Annotated in this window: 20 protein-coding genes; 11 read left to right on the forward strand and 9 right to left on the reverse strand. The window is 32.3% G+C overall.

The window, feature by feature from the left end; translation table 11 throughout:
- The first annotated feature begins 238 nt into the window (after positions 1 to 238).
- From thrS to EYY60_RS00345, 11 genes are all read left to right on the forward strand, one after another.
- On the forward strand, positions 239 to 2185 hold the full coding sequence (gene thrS / locus EYY60_RS00300) for a threonine--tRNA ligase (protein ID WP_132987430.1): 1947 nt from the start codon (positions 239 to 241) through the stop codon (positions 2183 to 2185).
- Positions 2186 to 2207: 22 nt separating this feature from the next.
- Entirely contained in the window at positions 2208 to 2756 is a 549-nt protein-coding gene (gene infC, locus EYY60_RS00305) for a translation initiation factor IF-3 (RefSeq protein WP_091497511.1), read from the forward strand.
- Between the two features lie 128 nt (positions 2757 to 2884).
- Complete coding sequence (rpmI, locus tag EYY60_RS00310; RefSeq protein ID WP_026727505.1) at positions 2885 to 3082, forward strand: 50S ribosomal protein L35; 198 nt, start codon at positions 2885 to 2887, stop codon at positions 3080 to 3082.
- Between the two features lie 175 nt (positions 3083 to 3257).
- Positions 3258 to 3602, forward strand: coding sequence for a 50S ribosomal protein L20 (gene rplT / locus EYY60_RS00315; RefSeq protein ID WP_008464948.1), 345 nt, complete (start codon positions 3258 to 3260; stop codon positions 3600 to 3602).
- Between the two features lie 151 nt (positions 3603 to 3753).
- Complete coding sequence (locus EYY60_RS00320) at positions 3754 to 4326, forward strand: Crp/Fnr family transcriptional regulator (protein WP_132987431.1); 573 nt, start codon at positions 3754 to 3756, stop codon at positions 4324 to 4326.
- 79 nt (positions 4327 to 4405) lie between these two features.
- Positions 4406 to 4840, forward strand: coding sequence for a carboxymuconolactone decarboxylase family protein (locus tag EYY60_RS00325; protein ID WP_132987432.1), 435 nt, complete (start codon positions 4406 to 4408; stop codon positions 4838 to 4840).
- Between the two features lie 412 nt (positions 4841 to 5252).
- Entirely contained in the window at positions 5253 to 6731 is a 1479-nt protein-coding gene (locus tag EYY60_RS00330) for a tetratricopeptide repeat-containing sensor histidine kinase (RefSeq protein ID WP_235832259.1), read from the forward strand.
- Between the two features lie 161 nt (positions 6732 to 6892).
- Positions 6893 to 8518, forward strand: coding sequence for a tetratricopeptide repeat-containing sensor histidine kinase (locus EYY60_RS00335; RefSeq protein WP_162847818.1), 1626 nt, complete (start codon positions 6893 to 6895; stop codon positions 8516 to 8518).
- A gap of 11 nt (positions 8519 to 8529) precedes the next feature.
- A complete protein-coding gene (locus tag EYY60_RS00340) occupies positions 8530 to 9198 on the forward strand; it encodes a DNA-binding transcriptional response regulator (RefSeq protein ID WP_132987435.1) in 669 nt (222 codons plus the stop codon).
- A gap of 145 nt (positions 9199 to 9343) precedes the next feature.
- A complete protein-coding gene (locus EYY60_RS22200; protein ID WP_162847819.1) occupies positions 9344 to 9511 on the forward strand; it encodes a hypothetical protein in 168 nt (55 codons plus the stop codon).
- 52 nt (positions 9512 to 9563) lie between these two features.
- Positions 9564 to 10370, forward strand: a complete 807-nt coding sequence (locus EYY60_RS00345; protein ID WP_132987436.1) for an endonuclease/exonuclease/phosphatase family protein — start codon at positions 9564 to 9566, stop codon at positions 10368 to 10370.
- Here the strand turns inward: EYY60_RS00345 and EYY60_RS00350 are convergent.
- The 9 genes from EYY60_RS00350 to EYY60_RS00395 all read right to left on the reverse strand — a co-directional run bounded on the left by EYY60_RS00350 (position 10367) and on the right by EYY60_RS00395 (position 20283).
- Positions 10367 to 11626 (reverse strand): asparagine synthetase B, encoded by a 1260-nt coding sequence (locus EYY60_RS00350; RefSeq protein WP_132987437.1) that lies wholly within the window; start codon positions 11624 to 11626, stop codon positions 10367 to 10369. The genes EYY60_RS00345 and EYY60_RS00350 overlap by 4 nt on opposite strands.
- A gap of 340 nt (positions 11627 to 11966) precedes the next feature.
- Positions 11967 to 12632: a response regulator transcription factor gene (locus tag EYY60_RS00355; protein WP_132987438.1), complete on the reverse strand. Its 666-nt coding sequence runs from the start codon at positions 12630 to 12632 to the stop codon at positions 11967 to 11969.
- Positions 12633 to 12747: 115 nt separating this feature from the next.
- Positions 12748 to 13539: a sensor histidine kinase gene (locus EYY60_RS00360; RefSeq protein WP_132987439.1), complete on the reverse strand. Its 792-nt coding sequence runs from the start codon at positions 13537 to 13539 to the stop codon at positions 12748 to 12750.
- Between the two features lie 106 nt (positions 13540 to 13645).
- Complete coding sequence (locus EYY60_RS00365; protein WP_132987440.1) at positions 13646 to 14398, reverse strand: hypothetical protein; 753 nt, start codon at positions 14396 to 14398, stop codon at positions 13646 to 13648.
- A gap of 655 nt (positions 14399 to 15053) precedes the next feature.
- Positions 15054 to 15434 (reverse strand): hypothetical protein, encoded by a 381-nt coding sequence (locus EYY60_RS00375; RefSeq protein WP_132987442.1) that lies wholly within the window; start codon positions 15432 to 15434, stop codon positions 15054 to 15056.
- Positions 15435 to 15568: 134 nt separating this feature from the next.
- Positions 15569 to 17113 (reverse strand): replicative DNA helicase, encoded by a 1545-nt coding sequence (dnaB, locus tag EYY60_RS00380; RefSeq protein WP_132987443.1) that lies wholly within the window; start codon positions 17111 to 17113, stop codon positions 15569 to 15571.
- 141 nt (positions 17114 to 17254) lie between these two features.
- Positions 17255 to 18208: an acetyl-CoA carboxylase carboxyltransferase subunit alpha gene (locus EYY60_RS00385; protein WP_132987444.1), complete on the reverse strand. Its 954-nt coding sequence runs from the start codon at positions 18206 to 18208 to the stop codon at positions 17255 to 17257.
- Positions 18209 to 18320: 112 nt separating this feature from the next.
- Complete coding sequence (locus tag EYY60_RS00390) at positions 18321 to 19208, reverse strand: DMT family transporter (RefSeq protein WP_132987445.1); 888 nt, start codon at positions 19206 to 19208, stop codon at positions 18321 to 18323.
- Entirely contained in the window at positions 19195 to 20283 is a 1089-nt protein-coding gene (locus EYY60_RS00395; RefSeq protein WP_132987446.1) for an LptF/LptG family permease, read from the reverse strand. Before EYY60_RS00395 ends, EYY60_RS00390 begins: the two co-directional genes overlap by 14 nt.
- Positions 20284 to 20285 lie beyond the last annotated feature (2 nt).

Raw genomic sequence — 20285 nt, forward strand, 5'->3', positions numbered from 1 at the left:
ATGCTTAAATTCCAAAACCTAATAGGCTTCGCTTCGCTCAGCTGGAAAATTCACTCTTATATATATATGTATAAAAACAAAACCCGCCAGCTTTTGGAAAACCGGCGGGTTGGCAAGAAATTGCTACATACACATTATAGTACCATTTCAAACAATTATTATAATCAAGCAAACTTCTACATATATATTGTATGTATTTTTGTAATCATGTATATTTGCATTCACAAAATTATAAACAATGATCAAGATTACTTTACCCGATGGGTCAATTAGAGAGTTCGTTCAAGGCGTAACTCCAATGGAGGTCGCTAAAAACATTAGCGAAGGTTTTGCAAGAAATGTTATTTCTGCATCTTTTAATGGTACAACTATTGAAACCGAAACTCCATTAACGACCGACGGTAATCTTATTTTATATACTTGGAATGATGCTGAGGGCAAAAAAGCTTTCTGGCATTCGACTTCACACGTAATGGCTCAAGCTCTTGAGGAATTATACCCTGGAATCAAACTAACTCTAGGACCTGCAATTGCTAACGGGTTTTATTATGATGTGGATTTTGAAGATCAGAAAATTTCTGAAGCTGATTTCAAAAAAATAGAAGATCGTATTCTTGAAATCGCAAGAGGAAAATTTGATTTTAAAATGCGCCCTGTAACTAAAGCAGAAGCTTTAGAAATGTACAAAGACAACGTTTACAAAACGGAATTGATTTCGAATCTTGAAGACGGAACTATTACATTTTGCGACCATGCCACTTTTACTGATTTATGCCGTGGTGGACATATTCCGAATACTGGAATTATCAAAGCTGTAAAGATCATGAGCGTTGCTGGTGCTTATTGGAGAGGTGACGAGAAAAACAAACAGTTGACACGCGTTTACGGAACATCTTTCCCTAAACAAAAAGACTTAACCGAATATCTTGAACTTCTTGAAGAAGCAAAACGTCGTGACCACCGTAAATTAGGAAAAGAACTTGAATTGTTCGCTTTCTCTCAAAAAGTAGGTCAAGGTTTGCCTTTATGGTTGCCAAAAGGAGCTGCACTTAGAGAGCGCTTAGAGCAATTTTTGAAAAGAGCACAAAAGAAAGCAGGATACGAGCAAGTTGTGAGTCCACATATTGGTCAAAAAGAGCTTTATGTTACTTCTGGTCACTACGCTAAATATGGAGCTGATAGCTTTCAACCAATTCATACTCCAGCAGAGGGCGAAGAGTTTTTATTGAAACCTATGAACTGTCCTCACCACTGTGAAATTTACAATGTAAGACCTTGGTCATATAAAGATTTACCGAAGCGTTATGCTGAATTTGGTACTGTATATAGATACGAACAATCTGGAGAGCTTCATGGTTTGACTCGTGTTAGAGGATTTACTCAGGATGACGCGCATATTTTCTGTACTCCAGAGCAATTGGACGAAGAGTTTAAAAAAGTAATTGACCTTGTATTGTATGTATTTGGCTCATTAGGCTTTGAAAACTTTACTGCCCAGATTTCATTGAGAGATCAGGAAAACAGAGATAAATATATCGGTACTGATGAAAATTGGGAAAAGGCCGAAAATGCTATCATTAATGCTGCAAAAGACAAAGGTCTTAATACTGTCGTAGAATATGGTGAGGCCGCATTCTATGGTCCGAAACTAGATTTCATGGTTAAAGACGCTTTGGGAAGACAATGGCAATTAGGAACAATTCAGGTAGATTACAACCTGCCTGAGCGTTTTGATTTGACTTATAAAGGTGCTGATAATGAATTACATCGTCCTGTTATGATTCACAGAGCTCCTTTTGGATCTATGGAACGTTTTATAGCAATTTTGCTAGAGCATACAGCAGGAAATTTCCCACTTTGGCTAATGCCTGAGCAAGCTATTATCTTGTCTTTGAGCGAGAAATACGAAAATTATGCTAAAAAAGTTTTAGATTTGCTAGAAAATCACGAAATTCGCGCCCTAATTGACAACCGAAACGAAACTATCGGCAAGAAAATTAGAGATGCAGAAATGCAAAAAATTCCATTTATGCTTATTGTAGGCGAGGAAGAAGAGAAAAACGGCACAATTTCGATTCGTCGTCATGGACAAGAAGGAAAAGGTAATATCACAGTTTCAATCGAAGAATTTGCTGCGATTGTGGACGAAGAAATAAAAAAGACATTAAAAGTATTTACAGTTTAACTTAAATTAGAAAGTCATAGCAATAAGAAGCAACAGAGGTTTTCAACCTCGAGTAGAAAAAAAAGATGCACACAGAATAAACAATCTTATTCGTGTTCCAGAGGTACGTCTTGTAGGTGAAAATATTGAACCTGGCGTTTTTAAAATCGCAGATGCGTTACGTTTAGCTGACCAATTTGAATTGGATTTAGTTGAAATTTCGCCAAACGCAGAACCGCCGGTTTGTAAAATCATGGATTACAAGAAATTTGTTTACGAACAAAAGAAAAGAGATAAAGCTTTAAAAGCTAAATCTTCTCAAGTTGTTGTAAAAGAAATTCGATTTGGTCCTCAGACTGATGAGCATGATTACGAGTTTAAAAGAAAGAACGCTGAAAAATTCTTGAAAGAGGGAGCTAAATTAAAAGCTTTTGTATTCTTTAAAGGACGTTCTATTATTTACAAAGATCAAGGTCAGATTCTGTTATTGCGTCTTGCTCAAGATTTAGAAGAACACGGTAAAGTTGAAGCTATGCCAGTTCTGGAAGGAAAGAGAATGATTATGTTCATTGCTCCTAAAAAGAAAAAATAATTATTTGCTTTAAGCAATAAGCCTTAAGCTTTAAGCAAAAATTCAAACATTTGCCTAGAGCTTAAAGCCTACTGCCTAAAGCTTTTGAAAATATAAGTAAGTAAGAATAAATTAAAACACTAGGAAAAATGCCTAAAATGAAAACAAAATCTAGCGCTAAGAAACGTTTTAAAGTTACTGGCTCTGGAAAAATTAAAAGAAAGCATGCTTTTAAAAGTCACATCTTGACTAAAAAATCTAAAAAACGTAAATTAGCTTTGACTCACTCAGCGCTAGTTCACCAAACAGATATGAAAAGCATTAAACAACAATTAAGAATTATCTAAATGGTTGATAGTTGGCAGTTGATAGTTGATGGATTTAAAACCGACAACCAACAACCGACAACGAACAACTAATATTTAATCTTTAGGTTAAAAAATTATTTATATAACCTTGGAGTATGGCCTTAAGTTCCTTTGATTCAATTCAGGACGCCTGCTACAAAAACACATTAAAATTATGCCAAGATCGGTAAATTCAGTTGCTAAAAGAGCAAGAAGAAAAAAAATAATGAAGCAAGCCAAAGGTTTCTTTGGTAGACGTAAAAACGTTTGGACAGTTGCTAAGAATGCAGTAGAGAAAGCGATGAGCTACGCTTACCGCGATAGAAAACAAAACAAAAGAAATTTCCGTTCATTATGGATTCAACGTATCAACGCTGGAGCTAGATTAGAAGGAATGTCTTATTCTCAATTCATGGGGAAAGTTAAAGCTAACGGAATCGAATTGAACAGAAAAGTTCTTGCTGATTTAGCTATGAACCACCCAGAAGCTTTCAAAGCTATTCTTAATAAAGTAAAATAAAACGTTTTATAAACTCAATTTAAGATTACTTACTTATCATAGAAAAACCATCCTATCAAAACGGGATGGTTTTTTGTTTTAAAGAAGTTTCAAATCTCTTCCTTTAGAAACAAAATTTTAAAAGTAACTTTGTATAAACCAAAACAATCCTATGTACAAAGCACTTTTTGATCATATTGAAAAATTCATTTCTCTCGAACCTTCAGATATTGATAAATTAGAATCATGCCTAGAAGTTTCCAAAATAAAAAAGAAAGAACATGTATTAAAGGAAGGTCAAATTTGCAATACAATGTATTTTATTGTCAAAGGTTGTATGAGACAATATATCATCAACCCTAAGGGAGCTGAACAGACATTACAATTTGGCATTGAAAACTGGTGGATTACTGATTATTTGAGTTATCATAATCACATTCCATCTAGTTTTTATTTGCAAGCGGTAGAAAATTCAGAAGTTATTGCTCTTGACAAAACTGTTTTAGAGTCGCTATTAATTGAAATTCCAAATCTTGAAAGGTATTTTAGAGTCGTTACTCAAAAGACTTTTGGTGCAATGCAAATGCGAATTAAATTCTTGTTTACAATGTCGGCCGAAGAGAGGTATCATCATTTTAATGATCATTTTCCAGAATTTGTTCAGCGAGTTCCACAATATATGCTTGCTTCCTACTTGGATTTTTCTGCTGAATTCATGAGTAAGATCAGAGCCGGAAAAGTATGATTTGAATTTCTTGAAGTAGTTCAAGTTTTTAGAAGCACGCATTATTGACCTTTGTAATGAACTTTTAAAACATATAAAAATGAAATCAAGAATTGTTATCCCGCAAGTTGCCCCAGAAGCTTATCAAGCTATGTTAGGATTAGAAAAATATATGGCGACAACTTCATTAACTCCAGTTCATAAAGAGCTTATCAAAATTCGTGCTTCGCAAATAAACGGCTGTGCTTACTGTATTAACATCCATACAGCAGATGCAAGAAAATATGGCGTATCTGAACAAAGAATTTATTTATTGAGCGCATGGCGTGAAGCTGATTTTTATTCAGAAGAAGAAAAAGCAATATTAGCTTTGACCGAAGAAATTACTTTAATAAGTAATCATGTTTCTGAAGAAGTTTATCAAAATGCTGTCAAATTATTTGATGAAAAATACCTTGCCGAAATCATTTTGGCCATCATCACAATCAATGCTTGGAACAGAATAGGAATTTCCACCGGAATGAGAGCAGAATAATTTTATAAAGATAAATTTTACAACAAAATTCATATCTACAGACCCTCCTATTCGAGGGTCTGTTTGTATATACCTGTAAATGAGATTTCGAATTTTATTTTTTTTCATCAAAAACAAAATACCGTATTTATACGTGGTTGTAAGAAATATAATTTTCTATTTTTGGCGCATGGTTTCAAAAAAAGTACAATTTTCTCTCTATATAATTCTCATTTTCACAGTCTTTTTTGCCTGTCAAAAGAAAAAATATTTTACAGAGCAAATTACAAATAACAAGGTCAAAATAAAAGAGATAATAAATACTGCTGATTCTTTCTACAAGAACAAACAGTTAGATAGTGCATTTTATTTTTACAATAAAGCGAGAACAAAATGCGATCCTAATGAAGATGCCAAGACCTACGTTTATTGCATGTATTACATGGCCGAAATTCAACAAGATCATGAAGATTTTATTGGAAGCACTAAGACCGCAACAGAAACAATTCCTTATTTAAATAAAATTAAAGACCCAAATTACGTTTGGAATATCTATAGTGTTTTGGGAAGAAACTATTATTATACTTACGATTATCCAAATGCCATTTCCTATTACTCAAAAGCATTTATTTTAAAAGTTGACAGAATCAACATACTTGAAGCAAAAAATAATATCGCAACAATTTATATAAAACAGCACAAGTACAATGAAGCTCTTCAGATTTTTCTTTCAATAAGCAAAGAGAAATTTCTTCAGCAAAAACCAACCTACTACTCAAAAATAATCAATTATATTGGTTATTGTTATTTCAAACTCCAGAATCCTAAAGCCTTGAGTTTTTTTGAAAAGAGTATTCAAATAAAGTCTCAAGCAAAAGACAAAGATGGTTTGGGCAAAACATATTATAATCTTACGGAATACTATAAGAACAATAAAGCTCTATCAATGAAATATGCCAAATTAAGCTACGAGAATTACACGCTATCCGGCAATACTGATGATCGCTTACTTGCCTTAAAATTCATTATAGAAAATACTGGTTCGGCTAAAGAGTCAAAAGAAAAGGCTCTTCTTTATATAAAAATGATTGATAGCATTTATGAAATCAGGCAAAAAGCTAAAAATCAATTTGCAAAAATGAAGTATGATTCCAGAACAGAAAAAGAGGAAAACTTAAAACTAAAAGCTCAAAAAATCAAAAACGAACTTCAATTAGAAAAACAGGAACGAAGAAATATTATCTCTTATATCATTATCATATTAGCATTGTGCTTAATTACTATAATTTATTTTTATTTAACCGCTCGAATGAATCGTCAAAAAATAGAAGCAACATATCAGAGCGAAACTCGAATTTCAAAAAAACTTCATGACGAATTAGCAAATGATGTATACCATACTCTAGCATTTGTTGAAAACAGAAATCTTTCTAGCGAAGAAAATAAAAATCATTTACTAACGAAGCTGAACGATATTTATTCCCGAACAAGGAATATTTCAAAGGAAAACAATCCAATTTTAAGCAATCAAAATTATACTTTTCAGCTCAAAGAGATGATTTCGAGATTCAACACCTCTAACGTAAATCTGTTGCTTAATGGTTTGGACACCATTTCGTGGGATAAAGTCGACAAGATCAAAAAAATATCGGTTTATAGAGCTATTCAGGAATTACTTGTAAACATGAAAAAACATAGTGAGGCCAGTTTAGTTGCAATAACTTTTAAAGAAAAAGACAATGCTCTTATAATTAGTTATACTGATAATGGAAAAGGAATTGATTCTTCCAAAATGGTTTTAAAAAATGGCTTACATAACATGGAGAGTACGATTCACAAAATCCAAGGTGAAATTGATATAAACTCTAATTTAGGAAAAGGTTTTAAAGTTCTAATAAAACTCCCATTATGATAAAGAAGAACTTATTCCGTTTTTTTCGAAAAAACTATATTTTTCTTTGCTTTCCAATCTTTATCATAGTATTGGCATTTAGTTTTTTTACGCAATTTTCTGAAGCAAAAGAGCGACAAATACTGCACATCAAAAAAGATCGTACTGCAGAAATAAAACAAATGCAGAAAAAAGCATATGCTTTTTGGGATTCTGGAAAAAATGACAGTGCACTTTTTTATTTCAATAAAACACAATTATTATGTGAACCAAAAGCAGATTATCCAGATGAATATGTTGGATCATTAAACAATATGGTAGAAATCTTGCAACGATATGGAAACTACTATGAAGCAGAAGCTACTCTTATAAAAGCATTCCCTTATTTAGACAAAACAACTAATGGAAAATATGCCGTCAACGCCTATACATTCATGGCCTATAACTTTTTGTATACATACGATTACGAAAAGGCATTGTATTATCATAAAAAAGCACTAAAAAAAGCAGTCTCTACATTCAGAAAATCAAGAATTTTATCTGAAATTGCTTTTGTATATATGCATCAGGAAAAATATCATGAGGCAATAAATTTATTAAAACCAATAGTTAAATATAAGATTGAAGATAAAATAACTCCTTCAAATACAATTCCTCAGCGCGCAGCTATATTATATAATCTAGGCCTTTCCTATTTATATCTCGGAAATCATAAAGAAGAAGCATTTAAATGTTTTGACGAAAGCTTGAAATTAACACTTACATTAAATGACGATTATGAACTAGTTGGCAACTATCATGCTTTTTATAAGTATTATAAAAAATACAACAATCCAGAACTAAAGAAAATTAATGCCGAAAAAGCTTACTATTGCGCAAAAAGAGCAAAAGCTGCGACATATGAAATTAATATGTTGGCTCAGCTTATTGAGGCTGACAATGCCCAAAATTCTAGAAAACATTGGAAAGTTTACATCAAAAAAGTGGACAGCCTCATTGTAAGCAGAAAAAAAGCAAAAAATCAATTTGCTGATGCTATATACAACTCCAAGAAAGACAGGGAAGAAAACTTAGAGCTGAAAACTCAAAAAGCGGAAAAAGAATTACAAATAGAAAGACAAAAAAACCGCAATATCATTTTATATATTTCTATTGTATTTGTTCTCTCGACATTCCTGTTTTTATTCTATCATCTTTCCAAAAAAGGTAAAAAAGAAAAAAAAGACGCTATTTATATTAGTGAAGCCAGAATTTCCAGAAAATTAGATGCTGAACTTGCCAACGATTTGTACCATACTATAGCTTTGGTACAAAAGGAAGATTTGGAATTAAGCCAAAATAAGGATCAATTATTAAATAATCTCGAAGATATATATTCAAAAGCAAGAAATATTTCTAAAGAAAATAGCTTAATAACCACTGATGAAAATTATATTTCCGAACTAAAAGAAATGATTTCAGGATACAAAACCCAAAAAGTGAATATTTTATTGCAAGGTTTTGACACTGTTCGATGGAATCAAATCGAAAAAAACAAAAAAATAATTCTTTACCGAGTGATGCAAGAATTATTTCTAAATATGAAAAAACATAGTGAAGCAAGTTTAGTAAGTGTAATATTGAAAGTATCTAACTATAATTTGACCGTTTCATATATTGATAATGGCATTGGAACAAAAAATAGTGCATTAATTCTAAAAAATGGTCTCCAAAATGTGGAAAACCGTATTAAAACTATAAAAGGAACTATTACTTTTGACAAAAATTCTGACAAAGGTTTTAAATTAAGTTTCACATTCCCAATTTAAAAACAAATTATATGTTCAAAAAAGTTTTAGTTGCCGAAGATTTAGACAGCATTAGTATCGCTGTAATTCAAGTACTTGAAGACTTAAAGGTTCCTATAATAGACCACGTAAAATATTGCGATGATGGCTTATTAAAAGTCAAAAAAGCACTTGCAGAGAATGCACCATACGATTTAATGATCACTGATTTATCATTCAAATCAGATTATCGTAAAAATCAACTTAACAGTGGCGAAGATCTCATTGGAGCGGTTAATAAAGTACAGCCAGATTTAAAAAAGATTGTTTTCTCGATAGAAGACAAATCATTTCGCATAAAATCACTTTTTAATGATTTAGGCATAAATGCTTATGTTTCCAAAGGACGCAACAGTATTGAAGAATTAAGAAAAGCCATTGAAGGGGTTTGCCGAAATGAAGAAAAAATATTATCCTCTGATTTATCTTTTAGTTTCAGCGATAAATCTTTAATTGAAATTGAATCTTACGATATTTCTATTTTATCACTTTTAGCAAAAGGCTATATTTTAGAGCATATTTCAAATGAATTTAAAGCAATGTCTATAACTCCTAACGGGACTAGCAGCATTGAAAAACGAATCAACAAATTGAAAATATATTTTAAAGCGAACAACAATGTTCATTTAATTGCCATCGCTAAAGATTTTGGTTTAGTTTAAAATTAACATTTGCTTTACGGTTTTCCGTAATGAAATGCTCTTTTATACTCATAAATTTGTCTAGTATCCTATTAGCTAAACCATGAAACCTAAATATCACATTAATTTTATCCGCAAAATTAATACAACTAAAAACAGAATTATTATGAAAACAATGCTTCTTTGTATTTTTTTATCAGTGAGTTTTGCATTCGTATCAGAAAAAGCCGGTGGCTTTGAAATTGAATGGAAAATGGTTTTTATTCCTGCATTACTTGTATTGCAAATTATCATAATTTCATCAGCACTAAAAAATAGATACAAAAAAAATTAAGGTTACTGCAATCCAATTTTGTATTGTTTATATTTGATTTTTTAAATTTCAAATGAAAACCACTTTTATTACCATTGTTCTTTATTTTTTTACACTCCTTTCCTTTTCACAAACTAAAATTCTTTCCTGGAATCTGGAAAATTTTGGAAAATCAAAAACTGATTCGGAGATAAATTTTATCGCTGCAACTGTTGTTGATTATGATATTGTGGCTATTCAAGAAGTTGTTGCTGGTTACGGCGGTGCACAAGCAATAGCTAAACTTGCAGCTATATTAAATGAAAAGGGCACAAAATGGGATTATACAATCAGTGAACCAACAAGCAGCAGTAGTTACAAAGCGGAACGTTATGCTTTTATCTGGAAAACAAGTAAAGCAAAGTTAAAAGGAAAACCTTCGCTTGAACAAAAATTTAGTCAAGAAATTGATCGCGAACCTTATTATGCCACATTTGAAATTGGCAAAAAGACTATTACTTTAAGCAACTTTCACGCGATTACCAAAAACAAAAATCCAGAGACAGAAATTAAATACTTTAAATTTCTGCCTGCTCTTTATCCCGAATCAAATTTAATTTTTCTTGGAGATTTCAACTGTCCGCAGTCGCATACCGTTTTTTTTCCTTTAAAGAAAATGGGCTACACTTCTATTTTGCAAAATCAAAAAACCACTTTAAAGAAAGAATGCAGAAACAATGTTTGTTTAGCATCTGAATTTGACAATATTTTTTACAAATCAAACACATTGAATTACAAAAAATCAGGTGTAATTCATTTTTATGCAAAATTCAATTCTTTATCAGAAGCACGAAAAATATCCGATCATTTACCAATCTGGGTGGAGTTTTCGTTAAACTAGGTTTTAAGCTTTTTCTTTCTCGCAGCAGGAAATAAAACATTATTTAAAATCAAGCGATAGCCCGGAGAATTTGGATGCAAATCTAAAACTGTTGGCGGATCACCAACTTGATGCTGAAAATCTTCAGGATCATGGCCACCAAAGAAAGTAAACATTCCTTTTCCTTTCTCACCATGAATATATCTCGATTCACCATTTAATTCACAAGTTCCCATTATCAAAACATTTGATTTGATCAACGAAGTATCAAACGAAGTAGTTTGTCCCATAAAACCTTTAACAAGTTGTGTATGATTTTGGCACAACATACTCGGAATTGGGTCCCATTTTGCCGAAAATTCCATTAGAGTAAAATAATCTTTTTCCATTGGAATTTTACGTTTCAAGGTCATATCAATATCAGAAAACTCATAAACTTCAGGTCTTCTTTCTAAAGTAAAATTTTTAAAGGCGAAAGAATTTCCAAAATCCAATTTGGCCTGGTAATTCGATTCGCTTGGGTCGCCATCAAACATGGCTTCGCAAATATCAACTCCATCGGCAGCAAGAGCAATATCAAAACTATCTGTGGCGGAACACATCGCGAACATAAAACCACCACCAATCACAAAATCTCTTATTTTTTTTGCAACAGCACCTTTTTCTTGTGAAACTTTAGCATAGCCTAATTTTGCGGCTAAAGCTTCTGCATCTTTTTTCTGATCGATATACCAAGGTGTATTTTTGTATGCAGCATAAAATTTTCCATATTGACCCGTAAAATCTTCATGATGCAAATGAAGCCAATCATATAACAACAATTGATCGCTTAATACTTCTTCATCGTATATTGGTGTAAACGGAATTTCAGCATAAGTTAATACCAATGTTACAGCATCATCCCAAGGTTGTTTCCCTTTTGGAGTATAAACGGCAATTTTGGGTGCTTTTTCCAAAACAACCGACTCCATATTTTGAGATGGACTAGAAATTTCATTCAAAATTGCAGCTTCTTCGCTATCCGACAAAATTTCAAAACTTACTCCTCTTATTTTGCATTCTTTTCTAATTTCCTCGGCATCAGGCAACAAAAATGAACCGCCTCTATAATTAAGAAGCCAGCTTGCCTTATAGTCTTTGCTCAAACACCAATAAGTAATTCCGTAAGCTTTAAGATGATTTTGTTGTGTCGTTTCGTCCATTGGCAACAAAATAAATGATGCCTTTGCTGAAAACGAAAACAATATGATAAAGATATATACTAAACTCTTCTTCATTCAAAAAAAATATTTTAGTAAAGATATGAAGTAAGCAATTAAAAACACTAACGTTATCTCTGATTTATAACTGAACGAAAAGTTAAAAAAGATTTTGGTGTTTCATACCCAAATATAAAAACAGGTAAAAACACGTATTTTGTAAAAGCAAATTCTAACTACATTTGGTCATCCAAATCATTGAAAGATAAATCAATGAAAACCAAAATTATGAAATTTAACGAAAGTAATAACCAGCCAAAAGGATTAAATGTTATTCAAAAAATTGGTATTTGCGTGCTTGTCCTCACCATTATTTTGTATTATGTTCTATCTATACAATTTTTGACTGCCTAGAAATTTATAGTGTCAAAACAGCGATTTCATTTTGAATAGCATACACGACTAATCCAGCAATATTTCTAGATTCTGTTTTAAGAAGCAAATTGTTTCTGTGCCCCTCGACAGTTCTCGGACTCAAAAAAAGATGTTCAGCAATTTCAGAAGTTGTTTTTTGCTGACAAATAAGTTGCAATATTTCGATTTCACGAGGAGAAAGAAAACTCGTTTCAAGATTCACTTTTGAGTTTTTTGATGAAACTATAGTATCTTGAATTGTCTTTAAAACACTCTCATTGTAATAAAATCCTTTTTTTGCAACTTCATTAATAGTAAGTATTAAATCTTTTGGAGTTGTATTTTTTATAAGATAAGCCACAGCGCCCACCTGAATCATATTAGCAATAAATGATTTGGTGTCATAGCTGGTCAGTGCTATTATTTTGATATCTGGATACGATTTTCGGATAATTTTTGTGGCTTCAACACCATTAAGGACAGGCATTTTCAAATCCATGATAATAATATCTGGTTTGGATTCGTTTTCTTCTAGACTAGCAAGAAGTTCTTCGCCGTTTGATGCTTCAAAAATAATTTCGATATTTTCTTCTCTCTGCAATAAAAAGGCAATTCCTTTTCGAAATAAAACTTCGTCATCAACTAAAGCAATTTTAATAGCAGCATTCATTTTTATTTATTGTTTTTGGTCGTTTGGTAAGCCGAATTTACAAAATATGTAGCAAACATTGACCGAAGAAATCTAATATGTCGTTTTAAATCTACAATTAATCCAATAATTTAACTTAAAACGTAAAATTTGCAACGAAACCTTTATTTATTTCTGAAGAAATTCGAATAGTTCCGTTTAGGAAAGAAATACGGCTATCAATGTTTTTCATGCCAAGGCCTTTTTGATTTTCGGCATTTTGGCTGTCAAAACCAATTCCGTTATCTTCATAATTACAGGCAAAAATTCCGTTGTCATCCAAAAATTCAATTTTGATTTCACTTGCTTTTCCATGTCGAAGTGAATTATTCATAAATTCCTGAAGAATCCTAAACACATGCAAATGACGATCAATATCATTTTCATCAAACTCAGCAGTGTTTTTATAATGTACCTTCACCGCTTTGCTGGATTCAAATTCTGCACACAGCTCTTCAACTCCAGCGTTAAGTCCAAATTTTTCAAAAACGGGAGGCAATAAATTGTGTGCAATTTTTCGAGAATTCTCCAAAGCTTTAGTAGTCAAACTAATAATGTTATCTGTAATTTCTTTTGTCTCTCCTTCAGTCAAATTTGGAGCAGACAACAAATGCGTATTCAAGGAAACAATATTTAATTTTGAACTGATATCGTCATGAAGATCCTGAGCAATTCGTTTCCGTTCCTCTTCTTGAGTTACGATAATGGCATGTAATTGTTCTTTTTGATACTGAATTTCTAAATCTCTTTTCTCTAATTCTTTCTGAGTAATTTTTTTTCTTGAAAAATAGAAAAACAAAATCAAAACAAGACCCATCAATAAAAAAGAAACACAACTGAATATCGCGGTTGCAACTATTTCGGATTCTGAGATTGCTTTTGTTGTCATATTATTTAAAGATTTAGTTTTTTCAAAAATGAAATTTAATTTTAAATAAAACTCTCTCAAAATAATAATTCTGAGAGAGCCTTGATATTCTTTTAAAATCCAGAATTTAATATGGAGGCGAAGGACGTGCTCCATCATAAACATCGTCAGGATTATCCATTGTTTTTCCTGTCACAGATGATTTTGATTTGATGGCATTGTTTTTATCCAATTCAACTAAAATTGTGGTTACTTTCCCTTTTCCGTTTAATCCAAGGAACAAACCAATATTTGCTGTATTGTCGCCTTTAAGCATTTCGGCCACGACTGCAGCTTCCAAACTGTAATGCTGAAAACGTGCTCCTTCATACGAAGTTACTTCGTTTAAATCCGTTACCGTTTTTAATTTGTTCTGCCATGCAAGAATTCCGTCATAAGCTTCTTGAGATAACATCAAATGTTCATTTAAAAGAGCAGATCCTTTGTCAGTTTTACTAGTTTCTCCGGTTTCCAATTTTGCCAGTTTATCAGCATAAGATGGATCTTTTAAAATTTTGGAGTCCAAACTGCCAAGTTCTTTGCCCGATTTATCAACACCAATTACTTTTATTTGCAATGTATTGTCACTATATCCTAAAATAAATTGCACATTTTCTACATTAGGAGTTTCAACTAGTGCTGAAAGCTCATTTGATGAAAACAAATAAGCAGTAACCTGTTTTTGTGAACTTGCGAAGTCAGCATCTAATTTTGCTGTCAACCAGTTCTCTTGTTCTGTCGCAGAAACTGCAGAACCGTTTTCTTGTGAATTATCTTTTTGACAAGAAAACATTATAAGCGCAGCTCCTGCAAGTCCAAATAAAGTTGTTTTTTTTACCATTGTTTAAAAATAATCAGTTAGAATTCGTTATTGCTTTTTTGTAATAGCTAATTCTCCATTCGTATAAGAAAAATATATGATAAACTATAATAAATATTGCATTTAAATTCCAAGTTATCATATTAAGATCTTTGCTCAATTTTGTAGTTAAATTGCCAACTAGAAACAAAATTGTACTTGCGAAGAGATATAATAAAAGTCCCATGTTGATAAAATAAAACTCTTTTTTTTCATCCAACATATTGTAAAAATGAAATACAGCATAGATAATCAATAAGAAAGAAGTAATAAAAATTTCATATAAATTAAATTTAAAAAACAATTCTGGTTTTAATGCATACTGAATTGCTAAGGTTAACAATACGAGCGCAAAACCTATTTTTATAAACTTTCTCTGAAATTGATCTTTAACTAAATTCAAATAGAAAAAACTTAAAATTATAAACTGTCCATCGAAATAAACGTGAGATAGAAAAAGATTATTCCCTCCCATCTGTCTTATAATCCGAGAAGCAATCTGAATACCTATTAACAAAAGCAAATAAGCAGTAAAAAACTTATAGGCCGTTTTATTTCTAAAAAAGCCTAGTCCATATAAAATAAAGTTTATGAATAAAAGTATATATCCAGTATTTATAAGAGATAAGTTCATCTTTTACTCATTCATTGGGCTATTAGGGTCTGGAGTCCCAGGAGGGCTTGGCTCAGCAAAATCATAAATACCTGCTTCTCCACCAGTTAATTCGTCGGTATCTCCATATCCTGGAATCATATCTACATAAATACCTGTTTTTTCGTCATATTTTGTTCCAACAATCATCAATGTTTGATTGCCATCATTATTAATCCCTACATATGCTCTTGCTGCATCAATACCTTGTGCAAGAACAAAAGCCAAATTTTGTACCGGAATTAAAAACGAATCAACTTTTTTTCTTCCAGCTTCATCTGCACCTTGATTTTTCCATTTTTTAACCCATGCCTGAGCTTCTTCTAAAGAAATTTTAGTGTCTCCTTGTTTTAGTTTGTTTGCCATAATATAAATTTGTTTATTGGTTACAGTTAATAATACGATTGTTTAGCAATCGATTGGCTAATCTACTGAATTTAATTAATAAATTTAACAATAAGGCATAAAAAAAACCTTATAAAAAGGTTTTTAAATTGTTTTTAGAATGGCACATCGCTGTCGTCATCGTCATCGTTCAAATTGCTTCCAAATGCTTCATTGGCTGATGGCAGATTTTTAGTAATAAACGGATTGTCATCATGATTCATTTTTGATGGCAAATCATCAAATCCTCCAGTAAATTCTTCAAGGTTGTCAAACTTACCTAAATGTCCTAAGAATTTCAGACGAATATTTTCTAATCCACCGTTACGGTGTTTGGCTATAATAAACTCAGCTTGTCCAGTAGTTGGAGATGCTTCATCATCATCCCATTCTTCAATTTTATAATATTCCGGACGGTAAATAAACGATACAATATCAGCATCTTGCTCGATCGCTCCAGATTCACGAAGATCCGAAAGCAAAGGACGTTTACTTGATCCACGAGTTTCAACCGCACGCGATAACTGCGAAAGTGCAATTACAGGAACGTTAAGCTCTTTTGCTAAAGCTTTTAAGTTTCGGGAAATAGTCGAGATTTCCTGCTCACGGTTTCCTCCTCCTTTACCATTACCTCCAGCAGTCATTAACTGCAAGTAGTCAATAATAATTAATTTAATGTTGTGCTGTGATGCCAAACGACGGCATTTTGCGCGTAAATCAAAAATTGAAAGCGAAGGCGTATCATCAATAAATAATGGAGCCTTTTCTAAATCTTTTACTTTAGTACTTAATTGCTCCCACTCGTGTTTCTCTAGTTTTCCTGTTCTTAATTTTTCAGAAGACAATCCAGTTTCCGAAGAAATTAGCCTCGTAATCAACTGAACTGACGCCATCTCAAGAGAGAAAACTGCCACTGCGTGTCCAAACTGAATACTAACATTTCGCGCCATTGATAGTACGAAAGCCGTTTTACCCATACCCGGACGAGCTGCAATAATAATCAAATCCGAAGGTTGCCATCCAGAAGTTACTTCATCTAGTTTTTCAAAACCAGTTGCGATTCCACTCAAACCTTCTTTTCCTGCAATTTCTTCAATACGTTTTTTCGCTTGAAGAACCAAACTCTGCGCAGTTTCAGAACTACGCTTGATATTTCCCTGAGTTACTTCATATAATTTTGATTCGGCTTTATCCAGCAAATCGAAAACATCTGTAGTTTCATCATAAGATTCTTCAATAATTTCAGATGAAATTCTGATCAAACTTCTTTGAATAAATTTTTGAAGAATAATACGTGAGTGAAATTCGATGTGAGCAGAAGATGCAATTTTCTGCGTCAGCTGAATCAAATAAAAATCACCTCCTGCAACATCTAACTTTCCATTTTTCTTTAATTGCGTCGAAACAGTCAACAAATCGATTGGCTGTGTTTCTGTAAAAAGCTGCAAAATCGCCTCAAAAATATGTTTGTGTGCATCTTTATAAAAAGCATCAGGCTGCAAAATATCAATTACATCATCTACTCCCTTTTTATCAATCATCATCGCTCCAAGAACAGCTTCTTCAAGATCAATTACTTGCGGAGGAAGTTTTCCTTTTTCAAGATTAATAATAGTGGTTTTATCTACCTTTACAGGGTTTACATTTTTGAAATTTTCCATATAGCGAAAGTAACAAAATTTAAAAAAAAATTGTCAGTGAGTTATTACTATTACGATGTTTATAAATAAGTTTTTTTTGTTGATAACCAAAAAAAAATCCGAAACCGCAGGGCTTCGGATTTTTAATCATATTATATGAATTTACTCTTTATACTCGCCCATATTGCTGTATTTGTCCATTCTTTGGGCAATTAGCTCGGCTGTTGATAAGTCTTTCAATTCGTTATATCCTTTGGTAATGTATTCTGCTACTGTTTTAAAAGTAGTTTCTCGGTCATAGTGTGCTCCACCTAGTGGTTCCGGAATAACATCATCAACTAATTTTTGTTTTTTCATGTCAGATGAAGTCAATTTCAAAGCTTCAGCAGCACGTTCTTTGTACTCCCAGCTTTTCCATAAAATTGAAGAACAAGATTCCGGAGAAATTACAGAATACCACGTATTTTCTAACATGTAAACTTTATCTCCAACACCAATTCCTAAAGCTCCTCCTGAAGCACCTTCACCAATAATAACAGTAATAATTGGTACTTGAAGACGAACCATCTCAAAAATATTTCTTGCGATAGCTTCACCTTGTCCTCTTTCCTCAGCTTCAAGTCCTGGATATGCACCCGGAGTATCAACCAAAGTAAGAACTGGAATTCCGAATTTCTCTGCCATTTTCATTAAACGCAAAGCTTTACGGTATCCTTCGGGATTTGCCATACCAAAATTACGGTATTGACGTGTTTTTGTATTAAAACCTTTTTGTTGTCCAATAATCATAAACGATTGCCCGTTTATTTTACCAAGACCCCCAACCATTGCTTTATCATCTTTAAAACCTCTATCTCCATGAAGCTCTAAAAAAGTATCACCGCAAATTGCTCTGATATAATCTAAAGTATAAGGTCTATTTGGATGCCTTGACAATTGTACGCGCTGCCAAGCCGTAAGGTTTTTATATATATCTTTCTTAGTTTGCTCTAATTTTTTGTTGATTTCTTTGCAAGTTGCTGTTACATCAACCTCAGATTCTTTTCCAATTACAACACACTTTTGCAACTGTTCTTCAAGTTCTTTGATTGGAAGCTCAAAATCTAAATATTCCATGGATTTTTGAATTTTGTTTTTAAATCGAACCGCAAATATAAAAATATTATATCATTGGCATAGTTAATTGTTAGTAAAGTATCAAATTGTGATTTAAAAGATAAGTAAACTATTACACTTCTTTCTTGTTTTTGTAATGTTTAAAAACCCCATTTAAGATAACTGTAATTATAATTATTACGGCTCCGATATAAAATTCGGTGCTCATTTTTTCTTTTCCGCCAAGGATAAAATACGCCAACATAATTCCGTAAACAGGCTCTAAATTAGTCGTTAACATCACCGTATAAGGCGTCAATTTCTGCATTACTTTTACAGATGCCGTAAAAGCATAAGCTGTACAAATCGAAGCCAAAACAAAAAGCCACATCCAATTACTTGATGATAAAGTAAAAAATTCAGCAGTGAATTTTCCTTGAAATAAAAAATATAGGGTAATAAAAAAAACGCCCGCACCAAATTCATAAAACGTAATTACCGAAGGCTCATGATCTGAAATCAGCTTGCCATTCATTAGCGTAAATAAAACGCCAAGGATTATTGCTGCCAACGCATAATAAACACCTGTAAGATATTTTATTTCAACCTGCAAAATCATAGCAAGGCCAGCAATAATGACCAATCCGAAGAAAACTTCGTAAAATAATATTTTTCTTCCGTAGAAAAGAGGCTCAAGCAAAGAAGCAAAAAAAGCGCCCAGAGAAAATATAGAAAGTGTTATAGAAACATTTGAAACATGAATCGCTTTAAAAAAGAAAATCCAATGCAGGGCAATCAGCAATCCAACAAAAATGAGCTTAAAAAGTTCTTTTATCGGAACTTGAAAAGATTGTTTTTTGTACAAAATAAATCCGCCCAAAAAAATCATGGCAAGAAGCATTCTAAACCAAACCAAATTTTCAGCATCAATGGTAATCAAGGCGCCTAAAATGGCTGTAAAACCCCAGATAAAAACAATTAAATGAAGATTTAAATAACTTTTTAAATTATCGTTTCGCATTACGTAGTAAGTAAACTGCAAGGGTTCCAAAAACGATATTTGGGAACCAAACAGCTAATAAAGGTGAGAATGTAGATTTTTCGGCGAGGGTTCCAAATATTTTATCAAAGAAAACAAACGAGAAAGCAATTGCAATACCGATTGCTAAATTGGTTCCCATTCCGCCACGACGTTTCATAGAAGAAACTGCGACGGCGATAATTGTCAAGATAAAAGCTGAAACCGGAACACTGTATTTTTTATAAAGTACTACTAAATAGGTATTGATATTTCCAGAACCTCTTTTTCTTTCTTTTTCAATAAAATCGATTAATTTTCCTAGAGAAAGTGTTTCGGCGATATAAACAACCGGCGTCAAATCGGCCAATTCAAATTTGAACTTAACTTCCTTTTCTGGCACTTTTTCAATTACATCATTCAATTCGCCGACTGTTCTTTTTACATAATCGTACAAAACATAAGTCTTCTTTTTTGGATCCCATTTAATTCGGCTAGCAGAAATTTTATAGGTCATTTTTTCTTTCTCAAAATGTTCCAGCGTAAAATTAAAAGCCGTTTTAGATTCCTCATTAAAACTATTTACGAAAATAAAATCATGATCATTAAGCTGACGATACACATTTGTGTTTTCACCTCGCATCAACTCTTTTCCGTTTCCTTTTAAATAAGTATATCTAAAATTATTAAATCCTTCGCTGGCAGCAGGAACAATAAAAAATCCCATCAAAAGCACAAAAATCGAAACGATAGAAGCTCCAATAATATAAGGTCTTAAAAAACGTGTAAACGAAATTCCAGAACTCAAAATCGCAATAATCTCTGTATTGTTTGCCAATTTTGAAGTAAACCAAATTACCGACAAAAATAAAAATATCGGAAAAAGAGAATTGGCAAAATAAATCGTAAAATTGTAGTAATAGAACGCAATATCCATAAACGGAATCTTGTTCTCCAACATTTTATTCACTTTTTCAGAAACGTCAATTACAATCCCAATCGGAATAAATAACAAAATCATCACCGAAAAAGTGGCTAAATATCTTTTTAAAATATACTTATCTATTATCGTTAACATAG

It is taken from the genome of Flavobacterium zhairuonense, from assembly GCF_004352915.1.
In the GTDB taxonomy this organism is placed as follows: Bacteria; Bacteroidota; Bacteroidia; order Flavobacteriales; family Flavobacteriaceae; genus Flavobacterium; species Flavobacterium zhairuonense.

What these genes read in the sequence shown, in the direction of transcription:
- thrS (WP_132987430.1), top strand. Translation starts at nt 239, where the DNA reads ATGATCAAGATTACTTTACCCGATGGGTCAATTAGAGAGTTCGTTCAA.
- rpmI (WP_026727505.1), top strand. Translation starts at nt 2,885, where the DNA reads ATGCCTAAAATGAAAACAAAATCTAGCGCTAAGAAACGTTTTAAAGTT.
- rplT (WP_008464948.1), top strand. Translation starts at nt 3,258, where the DNA reads ATGCCAAGATCGGTAAATTCAGTTGCTAAAAGAGCAAGAAGAAAAAAA.
- EYY60_RS00320 (WP_132987431.1), top strand. Translation starts at nt 3,754, where the DNA reads ATGTACAAAGCACTTTTTGATCATATTGAAAAATTCATTTCTCTCGAA.
- EYY60_RS00325 (WP_132987432.1), top strand. Translation starts at nt 4,406, where the DNA reads ATGAAATCAAGAATTGTTATCCCGCAAGTTGCCCCAGAAGCTTATCAA.
- EYY60_RS00330 (WP_235832259.1), top strand. Translation starts at nt 5,253, where the DNA reads ATGTATTACATGGCCGAAATTCAACAAGATCATGAAGATTTTATTGGA.
- EYY60_RS00335 (WP_162847818.1), top strand. Translation starts at nt 6,893, where the DNA reads ATGCAGAAAAAAGCATATGCTTTTTGGGATTCTGGAAAAAATGACAGT.
- EYY60_RS00340 (WP_132987435.1), top strand. Translation starts at nt 8,530, where the DNA reads ATGTTCAAAAAAGTTTTAGTTGCCGAAGATTTAGACAGCATTAGTATC.
- EYY60_RS22200 (WP_162847819.1), top strand. Translation starts at nt 9,344, where the DNA reads ATGAAAACAATGCTTCTTTGTATTTTTTTATCAGTGAGTTTTGCATTC.
- EYY60_RS00345 (WP_132987436.1), top strand. Translation starts at nt 9,564, where the DNA reads ATGAAAACCACTTTTATTACCATTGTTCTTTATTTTTTTACACTCCTT.
- EYY60_RS00350 (WP_132987437.1), bottom strand. Translation starts at nt 11,626, where the DNA reads ATGAAGAAGAGTTTAGTATATATCTTTATCATATTGTTTTCGTTTTCA.
- EYY60_RS00355 (WP_132987438.1), bottom strand. Translation starts at nt 12,632, where the DNA reads ATGAATGCTGCTATTAAAATTGCTTTAGTTGATGACGAAGTTTTATTT.
- EYY60_RS00360 (WP_132987439.1), bottom strand. Translation starts at nt 13,539, where the DNA reads ATGACAACAAAAGCAATCTCAGAATCCGAAATAGTTGCAACCGCGATA.
- EYY60_RS00365 (WP_132987440.1), bottom strand. Translation starts at nt 14,398, where the DNA reads ATGGTAAAAAAAACAACTTTATTTGGACTTGCAGGAGCTGCGCTTATA.
- EYY60_RS00375 (WP_132987442.1), bottom strand. Translation starts at nt 15,434, where the DNA reads ATGGCAAACAAACTAAAACAAGGAGACACTAAAATTTCTTTAGAAGAA.
- dnaB (WP_132987443.1), bottom strand. Translation starts at nt 17,113, where the DNA reads ATGGAAAATTTCAAAAATGTAAACCCTGTAAAGGTAGATAAAACCACT.
- EYY60_RS00385 (WP_132987444.1), bottom strand. Translation starts at nt 18,208, where the DNA reads ATGGAATATTTAGATTTTGAGCTTCCAATCAAAGAACTTGAAGAACAG.
- EYY60_RS00390 (WP_132987445.1), bottom strand. Translation starts at nt 19,208, where the DNA reads ATGCGAAACGATAATTTAAAAAGTTATTTAAATCTTCATTTAATTGTT.
- EYY60_RS00395 (WP_132987446.1), bottom strand. Translation starts at nt 20,283, where the DNA reads ATGTTAACGATAATAGATAAGTATATTTTAAAAAGATATTTAGCCACT.